14 protein-coding genes are annotated in these 16350 nt (G+C 40.1%); 1 reads left to right on the top strand and 13 read right to left on the bottom strand.

The window, feature by feature from the left end; all coding sequences use genetic code 11:
• Positions 1-205: 205 nt before the first annotated feature.
• The 3 genes from CTZ24_RS24005 to CTZ24_RS23995 form a co-directional block, all read right to left on the bottom strand.
• On the bottom strand, positions 206-1363 hold the full coding sequence (locus CTZ24_RS24005; RefSeq protein WP_208726776.1) for a glycosyltransferase family 4 protein: 1158 nt from the start codon (positions 1361-1363) through the stop codon (positions 206-208).
• 208 nt (positions 1364-1571) lie between these two features.
• Entirely contained in the window at positions 1572-2948 is a 1377-nt protein-coding gene (gene cpsG / locus CTZ24_RS24000; protein WP_208726774.1) for a phosphomannomutase CpsG, read from the bottom strand.
• Between the two features lie 14 nt (positions 2949-2962).
• Positions 2963-4384 (bottom strand): mannose-1-phosphate guanylyltransferase/mannose-6-phosphate isomerase, encoded by a 1422-nt coding sequence (locus CTZ24_RS23995; RefSeq protein ID WP_208726772.1) that lies wholly within the window; start codon positions 4382-4384, stop codon positions 2963-2965.
• A 27-nt stretch (positions 4385-4411) separates the two neighbouring features.
• On the opposite strand from CTZ24_RS23995, the gene CTZ24_RS26870 reads away from it, so the two are divergent.
• Positions 4412-4537 (top strand): hypothetical protein, encoded by a 126-nt coding sequence (locus CTZ24_RS26870; RefSeq protein ID WP_256402075.1) that lies wholly within the window; start codon positions 4412-4414, stop codon positions 4535-4537.
• A 59-nt stretch (positions 4538-4596) separates the two neighbouring features.
• Here the strand turns inward: CTZ24_RS26870 and CTZ24_RS23990 are convergent, their stop codons facing one another.
• From CTZ24_RS23990 to yjbE, 10 genes are all read right to left on the bottom strand, one after another.
• The gene (locus CTZ24_RS23990; RefSeq protein ID WP_208726765.1) at positions 4597-6354 is read right to left on the bottom strand and encodes a hypothetical protein; all 1758 of its coding nucleotides are present in this window, start codon (positions 6352-6354) and stop codon (positions 4597-4599) included.
• Between the two features lie 10 nt (positions 6355-6364).
• A complete protein-coding gene (locus tag CTZ24_RS23985; RefSeq protein ID WP_208726763.1) occupies positions 6365-7846 on the bottom strand; it encodes an MOP flippase family protein in 1482 nt (493 codons plus the stop codon).
• Positions 7846-9126, bottom strand: a complete 1281-nt coding sequence (locus CTZ24_RS23980) for a hypothetical protein (RefSeq protein ID WP_244634082.1) — start codon at positions 9124-9126, stop codon at positions 7846-7848. Before CTZ24_RS23980 ends, CTZ24_RS23985 begins: the two co-directional genes overlap by 1 nt.
• A 1-nt stretch (position 9127) precedes the next feature.
• Positions 9128-10303 (bottom strand): glycosyltransferase family 4 protein, encoded by a 1176-nt coding sequence (locus CTZ24_RS23975; protein ID WP_208726761.1) that lies wholly within the window; start codon positions 10301-10303, stop codon positions 9128-9130.
• Complete coding sequence (locus tag CTZ24_RS23970) at positions 10303-11442, bottom strand: glycosyltransferase family 4 protein (protein WP_208726759.1); 1140 nt, start codon at positions 11440-11442, stop codon at positions 10303-10305. The genes CTZ24_RS23975 and CTZ24_RS23970 overlap by 1 nt, the downstream gene beginning before the upstream one ends.
• 140 nt (positions 11443-11582) lie before the next feature.
• Entirely contained in the window at positions 11583-13757 is a 2175-nt protein-coding gene (locus CTZ24_RS23965) for a polysaccharide biosynthesis tyrosine autokinase (protein ID WP_208726752.1), read from the bottom strand.
• A gap of 16 nt (positions 13758-13773) precedes the next feature.
• Complete coding sequence (locus tag CTZ24_RS23960) at positions 13774-14208, bottom strand: arsenate reductase/protein-tyrosine-phosphatase family protein (protein ID WP_208726874.1); 435 nt, start codon at positions 14206-14208, stop codon at positions 13774-13776.
• A 5-nt stretch (positions 14209-14213) separates the two neighbouring features.
• Positions 14214-15350 carry a polysaccharide export protein gene (locus CTZ24_RS23955; RefSeq protein WP_208726873.1) on the bottom strand — a complete coding sequence of 379 codons (1137 nt, stop codon included), beginning with the start codon at positions 15348-15350 and terminating at the stop codon, positions 14214-14216.
• A gap of 98 nt (positions 15351-15448) precedes the next feature.
• Complete coding sequence (locus CTZ24_RS23950) at positions 15449-15943, bottom strand: helix-turn-helix domain-containing protein (protein WP_036627043.1); 495 nt, start codon at positions 15941-15943, stop codon at positions 15449-15451.
• 45 nt (positions 15944-15988) lie between these two features.
• Entirely contained in the window at positions 15989-16264 is a 276-nt protein-coding gene (gene yjbE, locus CTZ24_RS23945; RefSeq protein WP_208726740.1) for an exopolysaccharide production protein YjbE, read from the bottom strand.
• Between the last annotated feature and the right edge of the window lie 86 nt (positions 16265-16350).

The following is a 16350-nucleotide window of genomic DNA, read 5'->3' as shown; positions in this document are numbered from 1 at the left end:
AGTTAACAATCATCAGATCCACATTAGAGAATTCTTTGTTCATCAAAGAATTTAGTGTTAGTGAGTCTTTATAGATTTTACCATACAAAACCACTACTAACATTGTTCTACACATAGGAAAACCTTAACCCATCGAGATGATAATAAGACGAATCGCACTCATTAATTGTTATATATCAACAAGTATTAATGAGTAGTCTTAAACTCAGGAATAGCTCACTTCTTTGCTCAGCTTAAATGCCTTCCATTTACTTTGAATATAGTTGCCCAGTTCAAGTTGGAATCGTTCTGCGGAGAACCGTGTGGCATTTTCACGACAGTAAACTGGAAGTATTTCATCATGAACCAGATCGAATCTTTCAACTGCCTCAACTATAGCTTCGGCAGATTGTTCATAGAAGAACAAACCACTCGGGCGCTCTTCACCATAAGGGCGAATCGTTTCCAATGCTCCCCCCTTACCAAAGGCAATCACCGGTGTGCCGCAAGCCTGCGCTTCGACGGGGGTAATACCAAAATCTTCCTCAGCAGCAAAGACAAAAGCTTTAGCACGCTGCATATGATCTTCCATCACTTCGTTAGGCTGATACCCCAGAATTTCTACATTAGCAGTTGCCTTTGATTTGATTTTTGCCATTTCTGAGCCATCGCCTATTACTACCAACTTTTTATCAGGCATCCGGCTGAAAGCCTCAACAATCAGATCAATACGTTTGTACGGCACCATGCGAGACGCTGTGAAGTAGAAATCGTCCTTCTTCTCATGCAGTGTGAAACGATCAACATCGACAGGTGGATAGATGACATCCGCTTCTCTGCCATACACTTTTTTAATGCGACGGGCGATAAAGTGCGAGTTGGCGATAAAGAAGTCCACACCATTGGCGGTACGATAGTCCCACATGCGGATGTTATGCAGCATCCAGCGAGCCAGCTTGCCTTTTAACCCCTTATCCAGACCTGACTCACGTAAGTACTGGTGTTGGAAATCCCAAGCATAACGAATAGGTGAGTGAACATAACTTATATGCAGTTGGTCAGGACCGGTCAACACACCTTTTGCGACGGCATGACTGCTGGACAAAACGATATCATGCTTGGTGACGTCCAGTTGCTCAATGGCCAGCGGCATTAAAGGCAAGTAGGTCTGATATTTCTTTTTGGCACCGGGCAGGCGCTGAATGAATGATGTAGTGGCTTTCTTATCATGAAAAAGATGACGGGAATCATCAGATAAAAAATCCACTACAGAATAAATGTCAGATGCCGGAAACAGTTCAATAAATTCAGCGATTACTCTTTCTGCCCCGGCAAATCCTACCAACCAGTCAGCAACAATACCAACACTTAAATTCCGTGACATTATTAAACCCTCTCTAGCACTGCGCGAGATGACATAAACCAGAATAACAAAATGGCTTATCTCATCGTAATAACTCAATAGAGTCTGTATTGGTGGTAATAAAATGGTGCTATTTAATTAATGATCAAGACATGAGCATCACATTCAAGGTGAGAAATACTATTCATAATCATGATTTAAATACTTACTCACCTTTTTTAGAAAATTATTAGCGCCGTAGGATAGAGAGAATATTGTCTGTGTGTTGTTGCATCAATGCAACATCAGCACGCGATTCAACATTCAATCTAACCACTGGTTCTGTATTTGAACTTCGTAAATTAAAACGCCAGTGGGTGAATTCCAGACTGATACCATCAGTGCGGTCGAGGTTTAAAGCGCCATCTTCGTAGTGTTGCAGAACACGTTCGATTGCCTGTTGCGGCTGATCCAGCACGCTGTTGATTTCTCCGGAAGCCGGATAGGCCTCCATACGGTCATTAACTAACTGGCGTAGAGACTGCCCTTTAACCTGCAACAACTCAGCCACCAATAACCAGGGAATCATGCCGCTATCACAGTAGGCAAAATCACGGAAATAGTGATGCGCGCTCATTTCACCGCCATAAACCGCGTCTTCCTGGCGCATACGTTCTTTGATGAAAGCATGGCCAGTTTTTGACATGACAGGAACGCCCCCGGCACGGTTTACCACATCTATAGTGTTCCAGCTCAATCGTGGGTCGTGGATAATGCGTGCGCCAGGGTCCTTTTCAAGGAAGGCTTCAGCCAGTAAGCCAACAATGTAATATCCTTCAATGAAATTGCCTTCACTATCAAAAAGGAAGCAGCGGTCAAAATCACCGTCGAAGGCGATACCCATATCAGCCTGCGAGGCGATAACTGCATCAGTGGTGTCCTGACGACACTCCGGAAGCAGCGGATTAGGAATACCGTTCGGGAAGTTTCCGTCTGGTTGGTGATGAACTTTAATGAACTCAATATCAACACCCGCATCCTTAAAACGTGCTTCGACGGCATCAACAACATGGCCTGCTGCACCATTGCCAGAGTTAACTACCAACTTCATCGGCGTGGTGAAATTATCCAGGTTAATGTAGCTGATCAACTTATCGACATAGGCATCAAGCACTGAAACAGTCGTATAACTTCCAACTTTATCTGGATTGACTGGCGGGAAGTCATTCCCTTCTGCCAGACGTTGAATATCACGCAGTCCGGTGTCCCCACTTATCGGTCTTGAACCTTCGCGCACCAATTTCATGCCATTATAATCTAAGGGATTATGGCTGGCTGTCACCTCAATGCCACCATCTACATTTAACCAGGAAGTCGCAAAATAGATCTCCTCAGTACCCGATAAACCGATATCCACCACGTCAGTACCAGCGTCCCGAAGGCCTTTAGCTAATGCAAGTTTCAATGCTTCGCTGGTCAAACGGACATCACCACCAACAACCATTTTCTGAGGTTTTAAATACTCACCATAGGCACGACCAATCCGGTAGGCGATATCTTCATTTAATTCTTCTCCCAGCTTCCCTCTAATGTCATAAGCTTTAAAACAAGATAATTTACCAGACATATTTCATCCCCTAATTAGCAACGGCCATAATGATCTTTTGTACGAATGATATCGTCCTCACCTAAATAGGATCCGGACTGTATTTCTAGTAATTCGAGTGGAATTTTCCCTGGGTTTTCCAACATATGCTGAGAACCGATGGGGATAAAAGTCGATTGGTTTTCAGTAAGTAAGTAGGTGTTTTCGTCTATAGTTACTTTTGCAGTACCGGAGAGAACCACCCAGTGCTCGGCACGATGATGGTGCATTTGCAAAGAGAACATACCACCAGGTTTAACCGTGACACGATTAACATGGTAGCGCGGCATACTCACGACTTTATCGTTCTTACCCCAGGGACGGTACGATTCACGGTGCACACGATGTTCGCCGCGCTCGTTTTTCTTCAGGAACTCGACGACCTTCTTGACATCCTGCACCTGAGATTTATCAATGACCAGTACTGCATCTTTGGTATTAATAATCACCAAATTCTCAACGCCGACTGCGGCTACCAGTTTCTCATCAGTATTGATATAGCAATTGCTGGCATGATGGGTAAATACATCACCCGTCAGTGCATTGCCATTTGCATCTTTATTGTTGACATCCCACAACGCAGACCACGAGCCGACATCATTCCAACCGGCGTCAAGTGGAACAACGATAGCATCAGAGGTCTTTTCCATTACGGCATAATCAACTGACTCATCTGGGCAGGCGATAAAAGCCTTCTTATCGACACGGATAAAATCCTGTTGTGCATCCGGTTCAGACGTCGCAATTGCTTTCTGGCAGGCTTCGAGAATGTCAGGGCGGAATTGCGCAATTTCTTCAAGGAAGCGTTTAGCATGAAACAGAAACATCCCGCTGTTCCAATAATATTCGCCGCTTTCAAGGTACTGGAGGGCGGTTGCAAAATCAGGTTTTTCGACGAAACGTTGCACACGAAAGACTGGAGCCTGATTACTTCCTAACATGCCACCACGCTGTATATAGCCATAACCGGTTTCAGGTTGCGCAGCTACAATGCCAAACGTTACAAGCTTGCCTTGTTGTGCGTAAGGAATCGCATCCTGGACTGCCTGATGAAATGCTACTCGGTTACCAATGACATGATCAGCAGCAAGAACCAACAATAATGGGTCTTCACCTTTAGATACGGCACTAAGAGCGGCTAAAGTGATAGCTGGTGCTGTATTTCGCCCTACTGGCTCGAGAATAATATTGTTTGATAACTGGTCAATATGACGGAGTTGTTCAGCAACCAGGAAACGATGTTGTTCATTACAAATTACTAAAGGTTCGGAAACATCTAATCCTTTGAGGCGGATGACAGTTTCCTGCAACATGGAATTTTCTCCATAGAGTCGCAGGAATTGTTTTGGATAAAGTTCACGAGACATTGGCCATAGACGGCTACCAGTTCCGCCTGCCATAATAACGGGTATGATCATAATTTCCTCTTTGAGAAAATGAGAGTAATGGAAGCATTACGTGAATACCTTCTGCACAATATCTATATTGTTGCAAACGATATGATTGATGGTTTTGGCAAAAATAATATTAATAGGGAAGCAGGTCTTTGTTTTTTCTCGGAAGAGCTATAAGGAAAATTCAAATTTCTTAGATAATTTTACGTAACCATAAAATATTCAACAAACAGTCTCTAAACATAATTAAACAAAACACAGCCAAGTTGTAAATAAAAATCATCCTGACCGGACAAAGCGCTAATTCTTATTGAAACAAAATGAGTCCCAGGCGGTACTACTTTATTATACTTTATCAGTTGCCAATCCCCAGAATGATTATCACCTACCGTTAACTCATCTCTCAAAATCTCATTGCTATTTAAATCTCTAAATAAAATGAAAATATCAGCAAAACAATTTTCAATTTTTAATTTCAAAGCACCAGAAATCACTCGAGCATTATCAACATTGCCCATCTGTTCAACTGATGAACTCGTGTCAGTAATCTTCAAAAATGATGCACCTAATACACTGGCAGTTTCGTTCTTCTCTATTTTACCCAATAAATTCCAGCGTAAACCACCCGCATGAAACATGGGGTCCTGAAAAATAATATTGCTGTTTTTAGAAATGCAAGGAATGTACTTCGAATCAAAAAACAGCTTACCAATTACGCTCCTCCCTTCACCACCGACAAGCAACGGTAGCCCTTCTTTTCCAGTTGATGGATCGTAATTTTCAGGCAAGGTAATTTTTATATTATCAAGATATAAGCCATTATCGTTTCCAGCCAGAATATTAAACAAAGTTGTTGTTATAATTATTTCTTTCTTATTAAGAAAGATGAAACTGTCAGTAATTGATAGAAATGCCTCTGTGGACGCTACCGTGCCAATAACATAGTAATGGCTATTACGTCCCGGATTCTCCATGTGTGAATGAGATACAAAAACACTAGAATTACCAGACGCTATGATTTCATGGTTATCGAATGAACACCCGGTAAAATTCCAGTCACCATAGTACAATTTGGTATGACTAGTGTTATCAGCAAACATGCAATTATCAAACACCATGCACTCACCAGCATTTTGGTATTTGTTAATCGTTTCTATGTGCCCCCACAGAAACTGACAATTCTCAAACTTTATTCTCCAGGCATTTTCAGAGAAAAGTAATGATTGCTGCCAACCCTGAATAGAAACATTTCTTACCGTAAATAACGAACTACTGGTATCCGGCCCACCGATTTGTATCGCCGGGCATCTGAAAAGCCCCTTGATATCGCCACCAATTAAATTAATATTATTCAAAACCTCAGTGACATTCTGGTATCGTTTTTTATAATTACTTTGAGTGCTAATCAATGTAATTGCGGGGATGTTATCTTTATGCTTAGTCCATAAGAGCGACGTTTTTCCGTTGCAAGTCCAGCAGGTTTTTGAAGCATCTATTGTAAAAGAATCAGATAAACAATAAATCATTCCTGGCCGTAGACGCAAAGGCAAATTATATTCATGTGCGACGTTATTAGCCTTAATGAAGGCTTCAGTATCGTCGCCATTTTCATTCCCCTTTGCACCAAACCACTCAGGATATATTTCTCCATGAACGACGCGTTCCCATACACAGTCATTGCCCTGTACAAACATTACACCATCTATTAACTCATTCTTTAAAGATGATTTTTTGACAAAGTAAGACGCATATCCGTCATTTGCACTTAAATTATCATTACTGACTAGCAACACTTCACTATCATTGTTCCGACTATGATATTTCGCCAGATCATCTATGCTCATTGTTACGACTTGACTTAAATAATTATTATCCCCTACGCGAATCAATGTATTTTCAGAAGCATTTGATTTAGAGATAAAATAGTCACAGGTTATAAAAGCGACTAAACTCCTGAAGAAAACTCTTCGATTGATGTTTCTTTTCAATCTCATAATAGGTAGCTTAACCTTTAAGTGGTGAACTTCGCTTCTTTAATAAAGATCCAAAGGCCATTGCTCTAATTTCATTAACAACTAAATCTTTACTTAAAAAGTAAGTCAAAAGATAAACCACAAATGCAGATGACAATTTTATTGCAAGCTCGTAATAACCAACCTGTCCCAAAAAATTGCTTTGATTCAATACATATAAAACCATGCCCATTGGTAACAGGTGCAGTAAAGGCATGACAATACTCGAAATAAAGTCTTTTAAACAATGCCCTAAAACAGGACGCACCAGAAATACATAACTTCCGACTAAATTTATTAACTGACAAATCAGGAAACCGAATGCTGCACCCATGAAACCAAAATATAAAACGGAACAGTAGATTATAGGTAAGAACAAGAAAATTTTTAGCACGTTGAACTTCAAACTAAGATCCATTCTCGCCTTAGCCATCAGCAAAGCACCTAATGGATTTGCTACAATCCTCAATGCACCACATATACATAATATTTTGAACGCATGATTAATAAACTCCCACTTATCGCCAAAGAAGATTTGGATAAAATCCTCAGACAAGAAAAATAAAACCAGTAGAAAAGGAAAGTTCACATGCCCAATAAAATGCAACATCTTGAAAAAGTTCTTTTTGAGTCTTTCAGGTTCATCCTGCATTTTTGCCAGTGCTGGGAACATTACTCTTGTAATTACCGGGCTAATTTTTGATGGTGGATTAACCGTAACACTGTATGCCAGATTATACCCCCCCGCAAGAATTGCACCAATCAACCGCGATATAATAGGTGTAACAGCACTTAGGGTGACATAGTTTAATAAACTATCTGATGTCAGATAAAATGCGAACAGGATATTATCTTTAATCCCCTTGATATTAAAATGTCTCGACGGTGAAAAATTAACTGCTCCCCACTTCGATAGCAATACGGTCCTTAAAGTAATGTTAGCAAGATAGCCAATGACAACAGAAGAGGCATCCTTCGTGAAGGATGCAGTGACTATCGCTACTAAAAACCCGAAAACATAGGAAAATGATTCCACCTTGGCTAGAAAGTTGAAATTCAGTTCTTTCTGAATCAATGCTCTGTATTGTTGTCCATGTGGTAAAATCAGAAATGCTATGGATGTTAATTTTATCAGTCCTTCCACATCAGGCACTTTTACCAATATAGCGATCAATCCTGATAATAACCAAAAAACGCAGAATAGACACACACCCAACATGGTATTCAACCAGTAGAGTGTAGAAAGCTCCTTCCTGTTGATATCTTTTTTTTGTATTATTGAGTTCGAAATCCCACAATCAGCTAACATATCTGTCATTAGAAGCACTATTGATAATATGGATGCCACACCGAATGCATATGTTGACAGAATATGTGACAAGACGGTCACTTGAGCAAAACCAAAGACTATTACTGTCAATGATGACACTGCTGACCATTTAGTACTTTTAACTGTTTTATCTTTGAGACTCATTAAAACACCCTCGACGTCACACCGACAGTTTGGTTCTCTGATTTTTCAACAGACACATGATTAGAATATCTTGCCAAAGCCACTGCTATGCAAAATGAAGTTATATAATCACCAATATGGGAAATGAAAAATAAATTTGCAATGATCACATAAAGTGTCAGCATGTATGCATATTTATCTTTGTTTTTAGAAAAGATTAACAATACTTTTCTGGTTATTGTGAAAAAAGGAACAAGAAAAATGAAACCATACATAATTACACAATCGATGAAAAGGGATTTTGTGCCGATTGCTTTGTATTCACCAAGCCTCGTATATGTAGCAACTTCATCATAATTAAGATAAGGGATGATCTTTTTCATCCACATAATCACACCAGGTGTAAAGTCATATATCGCTGGAATATAACCAAAATACCCTACACCTAAAGGATTGTAGAGTAGAATCTTCAGCCCTGTGATGAACATTGTTGTTCGGGTAGCCACTGACGAGTAATTATCAATATCCGTAGCCAAGGCTACTAAGAAAAACATTTTAAACATTATATATGATGCAGTGACGCAAAATATCGTCAAAACTATTCTAAAAATAACATTTCCATTTGCAGAAAAATATAAACACATGCATATTAGAAAACTTAACGCAGCACCTTTCGATGTCGTTAGTATCGCAAGAGTAATCGTCAGCAATAGCACCCAATGTAATTTCAAGTTATATATCATTGCAATAAGGAGAACCATGCAAACAATTTGGAACCCGAAAACACTTGCTTCAAGAGCAAAACCACGCAATCGGTCAGGGCTTATGAAATCATTGAACTGTAGCAATCCCTGATGGTTTATTAGATTTGGGTCGGCATAATTTAAAATGATTGATAACAGTATAACCAATATAATGACCTTTGATGCCGCAACAAGGTCACTATAAGGGTGCAAGCTACAATATAAATAAGACAGAAAATAATAACCAAATAGAGCAATGTAGCGACTGCCACGATCCAGCACAAACAAAGAGCTTAATGAGTCAAACAAGTTACTCCAATAGAAAAAATACAATGTTGATACAGACATTGTAAGAAGAACAAAGATCAGTATCTCTTTTCTTATTTTCAGTCCATATTTTAATGATGAAACAGCAAGTCCAGGGATGAGAAGCAATGATGATGGGGATGCCGTCATAATCCCACCGATATTTTGCAAGCTTGTATTATCAAATGGAATAAAGAAACAGAATAAGACAAAAATAGGATTTTTTACGGCTAAATTCATCACATCTTTCATGTTATGACTCTTTCATTATTCTCAACAATGTATTCTGTGAGTTATAGTTTTTCTCTATAAACATATAAGCATTAATTGCCATATTCTTTGCCATGCCATCTTCAGATATTGCCATGATTACTGCACGTTCAAAACAAGCAACATCATCTGCAATGAATACATGTTCGTTATCTATAACGCCGGTTCCTTCAGCACCTATCGTTGTGGTTATAACACAGAAGGAATTCCTCATTGCATCAAGATTCTTGAGTTTAACCCCTGCACCATTAAGCATCGGATTGATGAAGATACAGTTTTGATCATAAATATCGTTTAGCTCTTGATCAGTTGGGGATTGGATCAAACTGACCTTTCCATCTTCAAATCTGGAAATCGCTTTTAACAAATCACTGTCTATGCCATTCTTCGCATTTCCTGCTATCGTTAAAACAACATCTGGGCTTTGTGATAAAATCTTCTCGTGAACCTCTTCAAGATACCAGATGATTCCTTTTAAATTGTTAGGCATGAATAAGTTGCCAACAAAAAGGACGTTTGCTTTTTTTGCGCTAAATTTTTCCTCCCGAAACTCTTTAACCGCTGGCATATGAGGGGGTAACCATTCTGAATTCCCTCTTTTATTATTCACCGCATATTCATCGCTAGAAATGAACATCAATTTTGTAAATTTTTCATTTATCTTGCTTTCGTTTACCTTAAACAACAATGACTCTATCTTATAATATAACTTTTTTAGCGGATTTTTTTCATCTCTGAACAATCCTTCATAATAAACAGATTCGTTATTATGAACACGAAGTAACTTTTTATTAGTATTGAGCGATGCATTTTTCAATATGGGGTAAACATATTCAGACTCACAAATAACTGCATCAAATTTTGATTTTATTTTTATCGCTTTCAGATTGTATCTTGACGTTGCCTGAATTGGTAACAAAGTCAGCACACTTAAAATAATACTTTTTTTAAACGAGAGTCTCTTTACATAATAAACATTACTACACAACTTACTAAGGTATTCTTTGCTTTTACGATCTACATCTTCTTTGTGCGTAATGATGAGTTCAATATCAAACCCAGATTTGGACAACAATTCTATGCGCTGTAAAATATCAAGTCTTCCACCATGATTTGCCGGGTATGGACAATCACCAGACACCACCAGTACTTTATTCATTAAAGAACCTCACTAAAAGCTTGCAAATATTTATCAGCTACAAAGTTGACATTAAACACACTCAAATCGTCTGACTTTATTTCTACTTTATCAGGGAGTTCATTTATATTTCCAATATCTTCGAGGAAATAAATATTTGGCAATATTTGCGCAAGCTCACTAACTCCACCGACTCTGGTAGTGAGTACTATCTTACCCGCAGCAAAAGCCTCAACTACAACACGACCAAATGGTTCATGCCATCTGATTGGCAGGACAACAATATCAACCTGACTCATAAAATCATCGACAGGGCAGTATCCCAAGGTCTTGACATTACAGTTATCCGCAAGCTCTTTTAGCTTTTTACCATTGCCATCAAATTCCCCCGCAGCAATAAACATGGCATCAGGATTTTTTTGGGCAAGAGCGCAGAATATATCAAATCCTTTTTCTTTGGTTAACCTACCTATGAAGCCAACCCTTTTTTTATTTTCTCTACTTAAATTCGCCTTTACTACACTCTCATCTGAATAGTTTATCGAGTTATATATGGTGTGTACCTTTGCCTCTGGGAAAAAACCTGCTGACACATGGACTTTACGAATAAAATCACTTATTCCAATGTAGGAATCTACTTGTCTACTCATTACTCTCTTTGAATAAGACCAGAATCTAACAGAAGAGTCACTTATTTTCATATGTTGTCCCTTCTTATAAAGTTTGCTATTGGGGTGTAACAAATAATAATCTCGGGACGTATGGACTATTTTAGCATTATATTTTTTCGCCACACTCCATACAGCAACAGAAATCCCACTTAAATTATTGGTATGCACAACATCTGGTTTTATTTTCCCTATGAGATTATCTACTTTCTTTTTTATTTTAAAGTTGTAGGTATCAATAATATGCCATGCTAACTTTTGAAGTTTTGTTTTCTTTTCACCTTTCAACCCCCAATAGATGTTGCCATTTGAAAGGTAATTTATTTTCACACCGTTTAATGTATCTTCTTCGTCAGTGTTTTTTTCATGTATAGATATTATATTGACAGAGTGTCCTTTCTTTACCAGTGCTTCTGCTAAAAGCTGCACAGAGACTTCTGCCCCACCTACTTTATATGGATAATACAGTGTATTTATTATTACGATTTTCATGAAGAGACACCTTTTTACAATGAGGCGTTGCAACATTAAATGACGGAGGTTATTCGGTAAAACTCATCTCTATCCGATTTTTGCCTCACTGTCATAAAAGAGATTTCACAGTGAGACAAAACCATTTATTTCAAATATAACTATTTAACATCTGTGTAAGAGTAATTTTCATAAGAATAACCATAACCATAGTAGTTACTCGCTCTTTTTCTTACTCCATTCAATATAAACCCTTTCACCTTCACACCATTCTTTTCAAATCTTGCACAACTCATTTCCATTTCTTTAGGTGTGTTATGCTCAAATCTTGCAACAAGCATACAAGTTCCCGCATAACTGCCAATCAACTCAGCATCAGAAACTGCCAATACTGGCGGTGTGTCTATGATTACAAGGTCATAGTTATCATTTGCCCATGAAATCAAACTCTCAAATTTCTCACTCATTAACAACTCAGTGGGATTATTCATTACATCCCCCCTGGATATAAAGTCAAATTCAGATTGCGCCGTTTTGATTCTATGTACACCTTCATTATAATCTTTATTGTTTTTTAATATATTTGAGAGTCCAATATCATTTTTCGTCTGAAAAATATGGTGCGCATATCCCTTCCTCATATCTGCATCAATATACAAAACTGACTTCCCACCTTGAGCACAGATAGAGGCGAGGTTTGCACTGATGAATGTTTTACCCACGCTGGGGCTGGCACCACTAATCATTAATATCTTATTTTTAGCTGTCATCATTGCAAAATGAAGACTTGTTCTGAGACTTCTAATTGCTTCAATAGCGGTGTCAGTCGGATTTTCGTTAGCCAGAAAATTCCACTTAAGTGATTCTTTTTTATTCTTCGCCTTGGATTTAAAGTTTATTTTTTTCGTTAACCATTCCGATTCGGGTATAGCCGCATAGACATTTGCTCCCAAACTTTCCAGATCATCAGCAGATGTGATACCTCTTCTTAAGACGGTTTTGATGACCACCACGGTACATGAAAATAACATGCCTAAAATGATAGCCATTAAAATGACAAGAGCTTTCTTAGGCCTGACTGGAGTCGCTTGTGTCACCGAATTATCTACAATCCTTACATTACCTATAGCACTGGATTTGGCAATGCTCAGTTCTTGTTGTCTGTTGAGTAACTGCATGTATACAGCACGTCCTGATTCAACATCACGACTCAATCGCAGCACTTCCTGTTGAGTTGCAGGCATTGCAGAAACTTGTTGATTTAGTTTTTGCCTTTCTTGTTGCAGGGTCTGGCGTTTTTCCAGTAATGCTTTATATGTTGGATGCTCTTTGGTATACAACTGTGAAACTTCAGCTTCTTTGAATGTTAATTCATTAAGTTGGTTATCAACATTTACGACCTGGTCGAGCACCGCTTTAGCTTCAAGCGGAAGGTCAACTGAATCTTTCTGCTTACGATAGGCATTCAATCTATCTTCAGCTTGATCTAAGTCGCTTCGAACGCGTGGTAATTGATCATTCAGAAAGTCTAAACTTTTAGCATCCTGCGCCGCCTGGCGGTCAATATTTTGCGTTAAGTAGTGATAGCTGATGTTATCCAAAATCTTAACGATTTTATCTTTATCTTCTCCTGAGTATGTAAGATTCAACATACCCGTGTCTTTCCCCTGGTCAGCCACCGCAAAATTTTTAAGTAGTCTGTCAATCGCATCTAATTTTGTATAGGAGGTCACAATGAACGTCTCGCCCGGCTTAGCGTTAATTTCATTGACAAAAATAGACGTACCATCTTGCTCCAGTAACTTCCCAACATGCCCGGTAAACTCAGCATCCTCTAATTTAATGCTGTAAGTTGCATCATCAATAACTGTGAGCTTCAACTTGCCGGGCTTTTCATCTGTTGTACCCGATATTGTTAACTTTGTTACATCGACTGTACCCGGAACATTGCCAAATAGTCGCGCCAGTCCTTTCCCTACAATTGGAAAGTAATCCTTACTAACATTAATTTGCAAGTTAAGGTCATCAACTGTTTGACCGACTACCATGCGTGATTGTAATAGAGCAATTTCAGGCGCTGAAATCGGTTGTGAATCAGGAAGCATCTGACTCAGGCTATCCAGTATGGCATTGCCTTGTTTTTGCTCGACCTGAATTAGTGCATCAGCCTGGTAAACCGGTGTAGCCAAAAATGCATATAATATTGCCAACACGGTAAAGACAGAGGTTATTGTAATTATTAGTTTTTTATGGTCGATCAATTCGCCTATGAAGCGGCCCAGATCTACCTCATTTTCACTAACTGTTGTCAGTTTTTTCGGGACTGTAGCTGTCATTATGATTTCCTAATATTTAGCTACCAAGCTTACTTGCCCAATGCTGGCAAGCCTGGTCAATTAACTGATATACCGATTCAAACGCTTCATCGCTTTTGTGGTAGGGATCGGGAATCTCTTTATCATTAATCCAGTGCCCTAAAAGCATGGTTTTTCCACGCAGTTCTGGTGCTCGTCGGCTTATCTGTTCCAGATGCTCTTTTTCCATCACCAACAACAGTTCATAGTTCCTTCCCATGGCAGATTCAAACTTAGTACCTGAATGACCTTTTAATGTGACACCATGTTTAATAGCTACACGTTCAGCCGCGGGATCTGCTGGGTGACCAACCAGGGCTCCTACACCAGCAGAATCAATTTTCTTATGAGGCATTGCACGGCGCAGCAAACGTTCCGCTATCGGCGACCGACAAATATTCCCGGTACAAATCACCAGTATTGAATCAAACATACTCATCACCACTCGCGGATGTACTGTCCAGATTGAACCAGGTCATGCACACCCCCGATGGTCGGAACCAATTGCGAGATAACACGGTTCCAACGCACAATCGGTGCGGCAGTGACATAAACGATGTCATACGGCTTCAACTGGAATGACGTACTCAGTACCATCGCCGCCGCATCTTTCGCATTCAGCTGGTAAATATCAGCCAGCTTGCCCTTCCCTGTCGGGTTACGCAGCTGACGAATCACAAAGATCCCCGATGCATCGGCCATTTCCTGTGAAACACCCTCAGCATTACCCAGTGCTTCCGCTAACGTCATACCACTGCGATCCATCTTCAGCGTGGACTGTTTATTGACTTCGCCCATCACGAACACTTTCAGATCGTCATTACGCGGGACAAACAAAATGTCCCCAGGTGTCAGCAAACGGTTTTCACGAAGATCGCCCTGCTGCATTAATGCCTGTAAGGAAATAACACTATCTTTGCCGTTGTGGGTTAACACCACATTGCGCCAGTCTGCATCTGGCGCCAGGCCGCCCGCGGCGTTGATGGCATCCATAATCGTCAGCGGGATATTGCTGATCGCCTGCTGGCCCGAACGCACCACCTCCCCTGTCACATACGCTTTTTGTGACCGGAATGACGCGATGCTGACATCAACCTGCGGGCTTTCTATATAGGTTTTCAGTCGCTCAGTGATCTCGTTGCGGACTTCCTCGATGGTGCGTCCGGCGACTCTCACCTTGCCAATATAAGGATAAAAAATGGTGCCATCGGTATTCACCCAGTTACCGGTATCGCTGGCGCTGCGATATTGGCCGGCAGGTGTCGTCAGTTCCGGGTGATCCCATACCGTCACCATCAATACGTCACCAATGCCGATGCGGTACTGGTAGTTTTTGATTTCATCTTCCAGCTGTGGGTTGGCGCTGGACATCACCTTTTGGGGTTGCAGCGAATCAATCAATTTTGGTGTTAGCGGATAAACCGTAACGTACTTGCTAATGTCCGTATTCGAATCCATCTGCTCCACGACATCTTTATCACTGGTCGATAAATGTTGCCCTGGAATGATGGTGCACGCAGAAAGAAAAAAAGCAGACACCGCAATCGCGGATAGTCTAAAAGGCAATTTCATCATCATGAGTTGAACTATCATCCTATTAAATGCAAGAAAATAAAGCCTCTTTATCAATTTGCTAAAGAGGCATAGTAAAGGGAAACGTCATTCACTCACCCTTAGAAACCCATCCCTGCGTGGCTGCGTTGTTTTCCATAAAACAGATTTCTGAATGATGAAATGTCTCGGTGCAACATATGTAAGTTACTGACCTTCAGTTTCTTTAAACCTGAATTTTTTTGAGCACTGATTGTTTTTGGGCTAAGCCCGCTGTTCCTTGAGATTTCGAGTATATTTTGTCCGTCTAATAAATCCTTCAAAACATCGATTTCTCGTGGAGTCAGGTACATGGTTTTTCTTTCAGCGATGAGTCGATACAGCTTGTGATGTAAAGGTGTTAACCCATCATCTAACTGATAACTCATCACAAAGGTTGTCAGGCAATTACCGACAAAAAACTTCTCATTAGAATAAACACTTATGTCTTTATAAAGTCTGATGGTTTTCAGGTCAGAACTTAACGAAATAGTCATGTCCTGTAGTCCGATTTCGTGGACTTTTAATGCTTCCCGCAAACCCAGACTCAAATAGTAATCATCAGATATTATCCTCATATCTCTCTGACACCTTTGCGATGCCCTCCGCTGTCTGGTTAAGAACTATCTGCCCGTGGTGCTGGTCGTGGTGGTGGTGGTCGTTCCGGTGCTACTGCCATCGTTAGACTGTGTTGCTAATGCAAGCGCGGCCAGGGCGGAAACCGCAGAAACACCCACAACCACGCTGGTTCCGGCGGCATAACTCGTTGCGTTTTCCCCTGCTGGCGCACCGACATTTTGTGCAGCTGCTGTTTGTTGCGTTGTCGTTTCTTCTGCTGCGTTTACACTCAAACTCAGCAAACCGGTTAATAACAAAGTAGTCATTGCTGTGATTTTCATAATGTTACCTTTTTGGTTGTTAGCGATAATGAATGATGTTTTTTACCACTTTTATTACTCACTCATTCCTGACGTTTCAGGCACGC

This window comes from Pantoea phytobeneficialis, assembly GCF_009728735.1.
Taxonomy (GTDB): Bacteria; Pseudomonadota; Gammaproteobacteria; order Enterobacterales; family Enterobacteriaceae; genus Pantoea; species Pantoea phytobeneficialis.
Note: the sequence above shows the minus strand (reverse complement) of the source record. Positions and strands in the feature narration are given on the sequence as shown.

Bases quoted from the DNA above. Each gene is read 5' to 3' on its own strand.
- CTZ24_RS23995 (WP_208726772.1), bottom strand. From the start codon at position 4,384: ATGATCATACCCGTTATTATGGCAGGCGGAACTGGTAGCCGTCTATGG.
- CTZ24_RS26870 (WP_256402075.1), top strand. From the start codon at position 4,412: ATGGAAGCATTACGTGAATACCTTCTGCACAATATCTATATTGTTGCA.
- CTZ24_RS23965 (WP_208726752.1), bottom strand. From the start codon at position 13,757: ATGACAGCTACAGTCCCGAAAAAACTGACAACAGTTAGTGAAAATGAG.
- yjbE (WP_208726740.1), bottom strand. From the start codon at position 16,264: ATGAAAATCACAGCAATGACTACTTTGTTATTAACCGGTTTGCTGAGT.
- CTZ24_RS23980 (WP_244634082.1), bottom strand. From the start codon at position 9,126: ATGAAAGATGTGATGAATTTAGCCGTAAAAAATCCTATTTTTGTCTTA.
- CTZ24_RS24005 (WP_208726776.1), bottom strand. From the start codon at position 1,363: ATGTCACGGAATTTAAGTGTTGGTATTGTTGCTGACTGGTTGGTAGGA.
- CTZ24_RS23985 (WP_208726763.1), bottom strand. From the start codon at position 7,846: ATGAGTCTCAAAGATAAAACAGTTAAAAGTACTAAATGGTCAGCAGTG.
- CTZ24_RS23975 (WP_208726761.1), bottom strand. From the start codon at position 10,303: ATGAATAAAGTACTGGTGGTGTCTGGTGATTGTCCATACCCGGCAAAT.
- CTZ24_RS23950 (WP_036627043.1), bottom strand. From the start codon at position 15,943: ATGAGGATAATATCTGATGATTACTATTTGAGTCTGGGTTTGCGGGAA.
- CTZ24_RS23955 (WP_208726873.1), bottom strand. From the start codon at position 15,350: ATGATGAAATTGCCTTTTAGACTATCCGCGATTGCGGTGTCTGCTTTT.
- CTZ24_RS23960 (WP_208726874.1), bottom strand. From the start codon at position 14,208: ATGTTTGATTCAATACTGGTGATTTGTACCGGGAATATTTGTCGGTCG.
- cpsG (WP_208726774.1), bottom strand. From the start codon at position 2,948: ATGTCTGGTAAATTATCTTGTTTTAAAGCTTATGACATTAGAGGGAAG.
- CTZ24_RS23990 (WP_208726765.1), bottom strand. From the start codon at position 6,354: ATGAGATTGAAAAGAAACATCAATCGAAGAGTTTTCTTCAGGAGTTTA.
- CTZ24_RS23970 (WP_208726759.1), bottom strand. From the start codon at position 11,442: ATGAAAATCGTAATAATAAATACACTGTATTATCCATATAAAGTAGGT.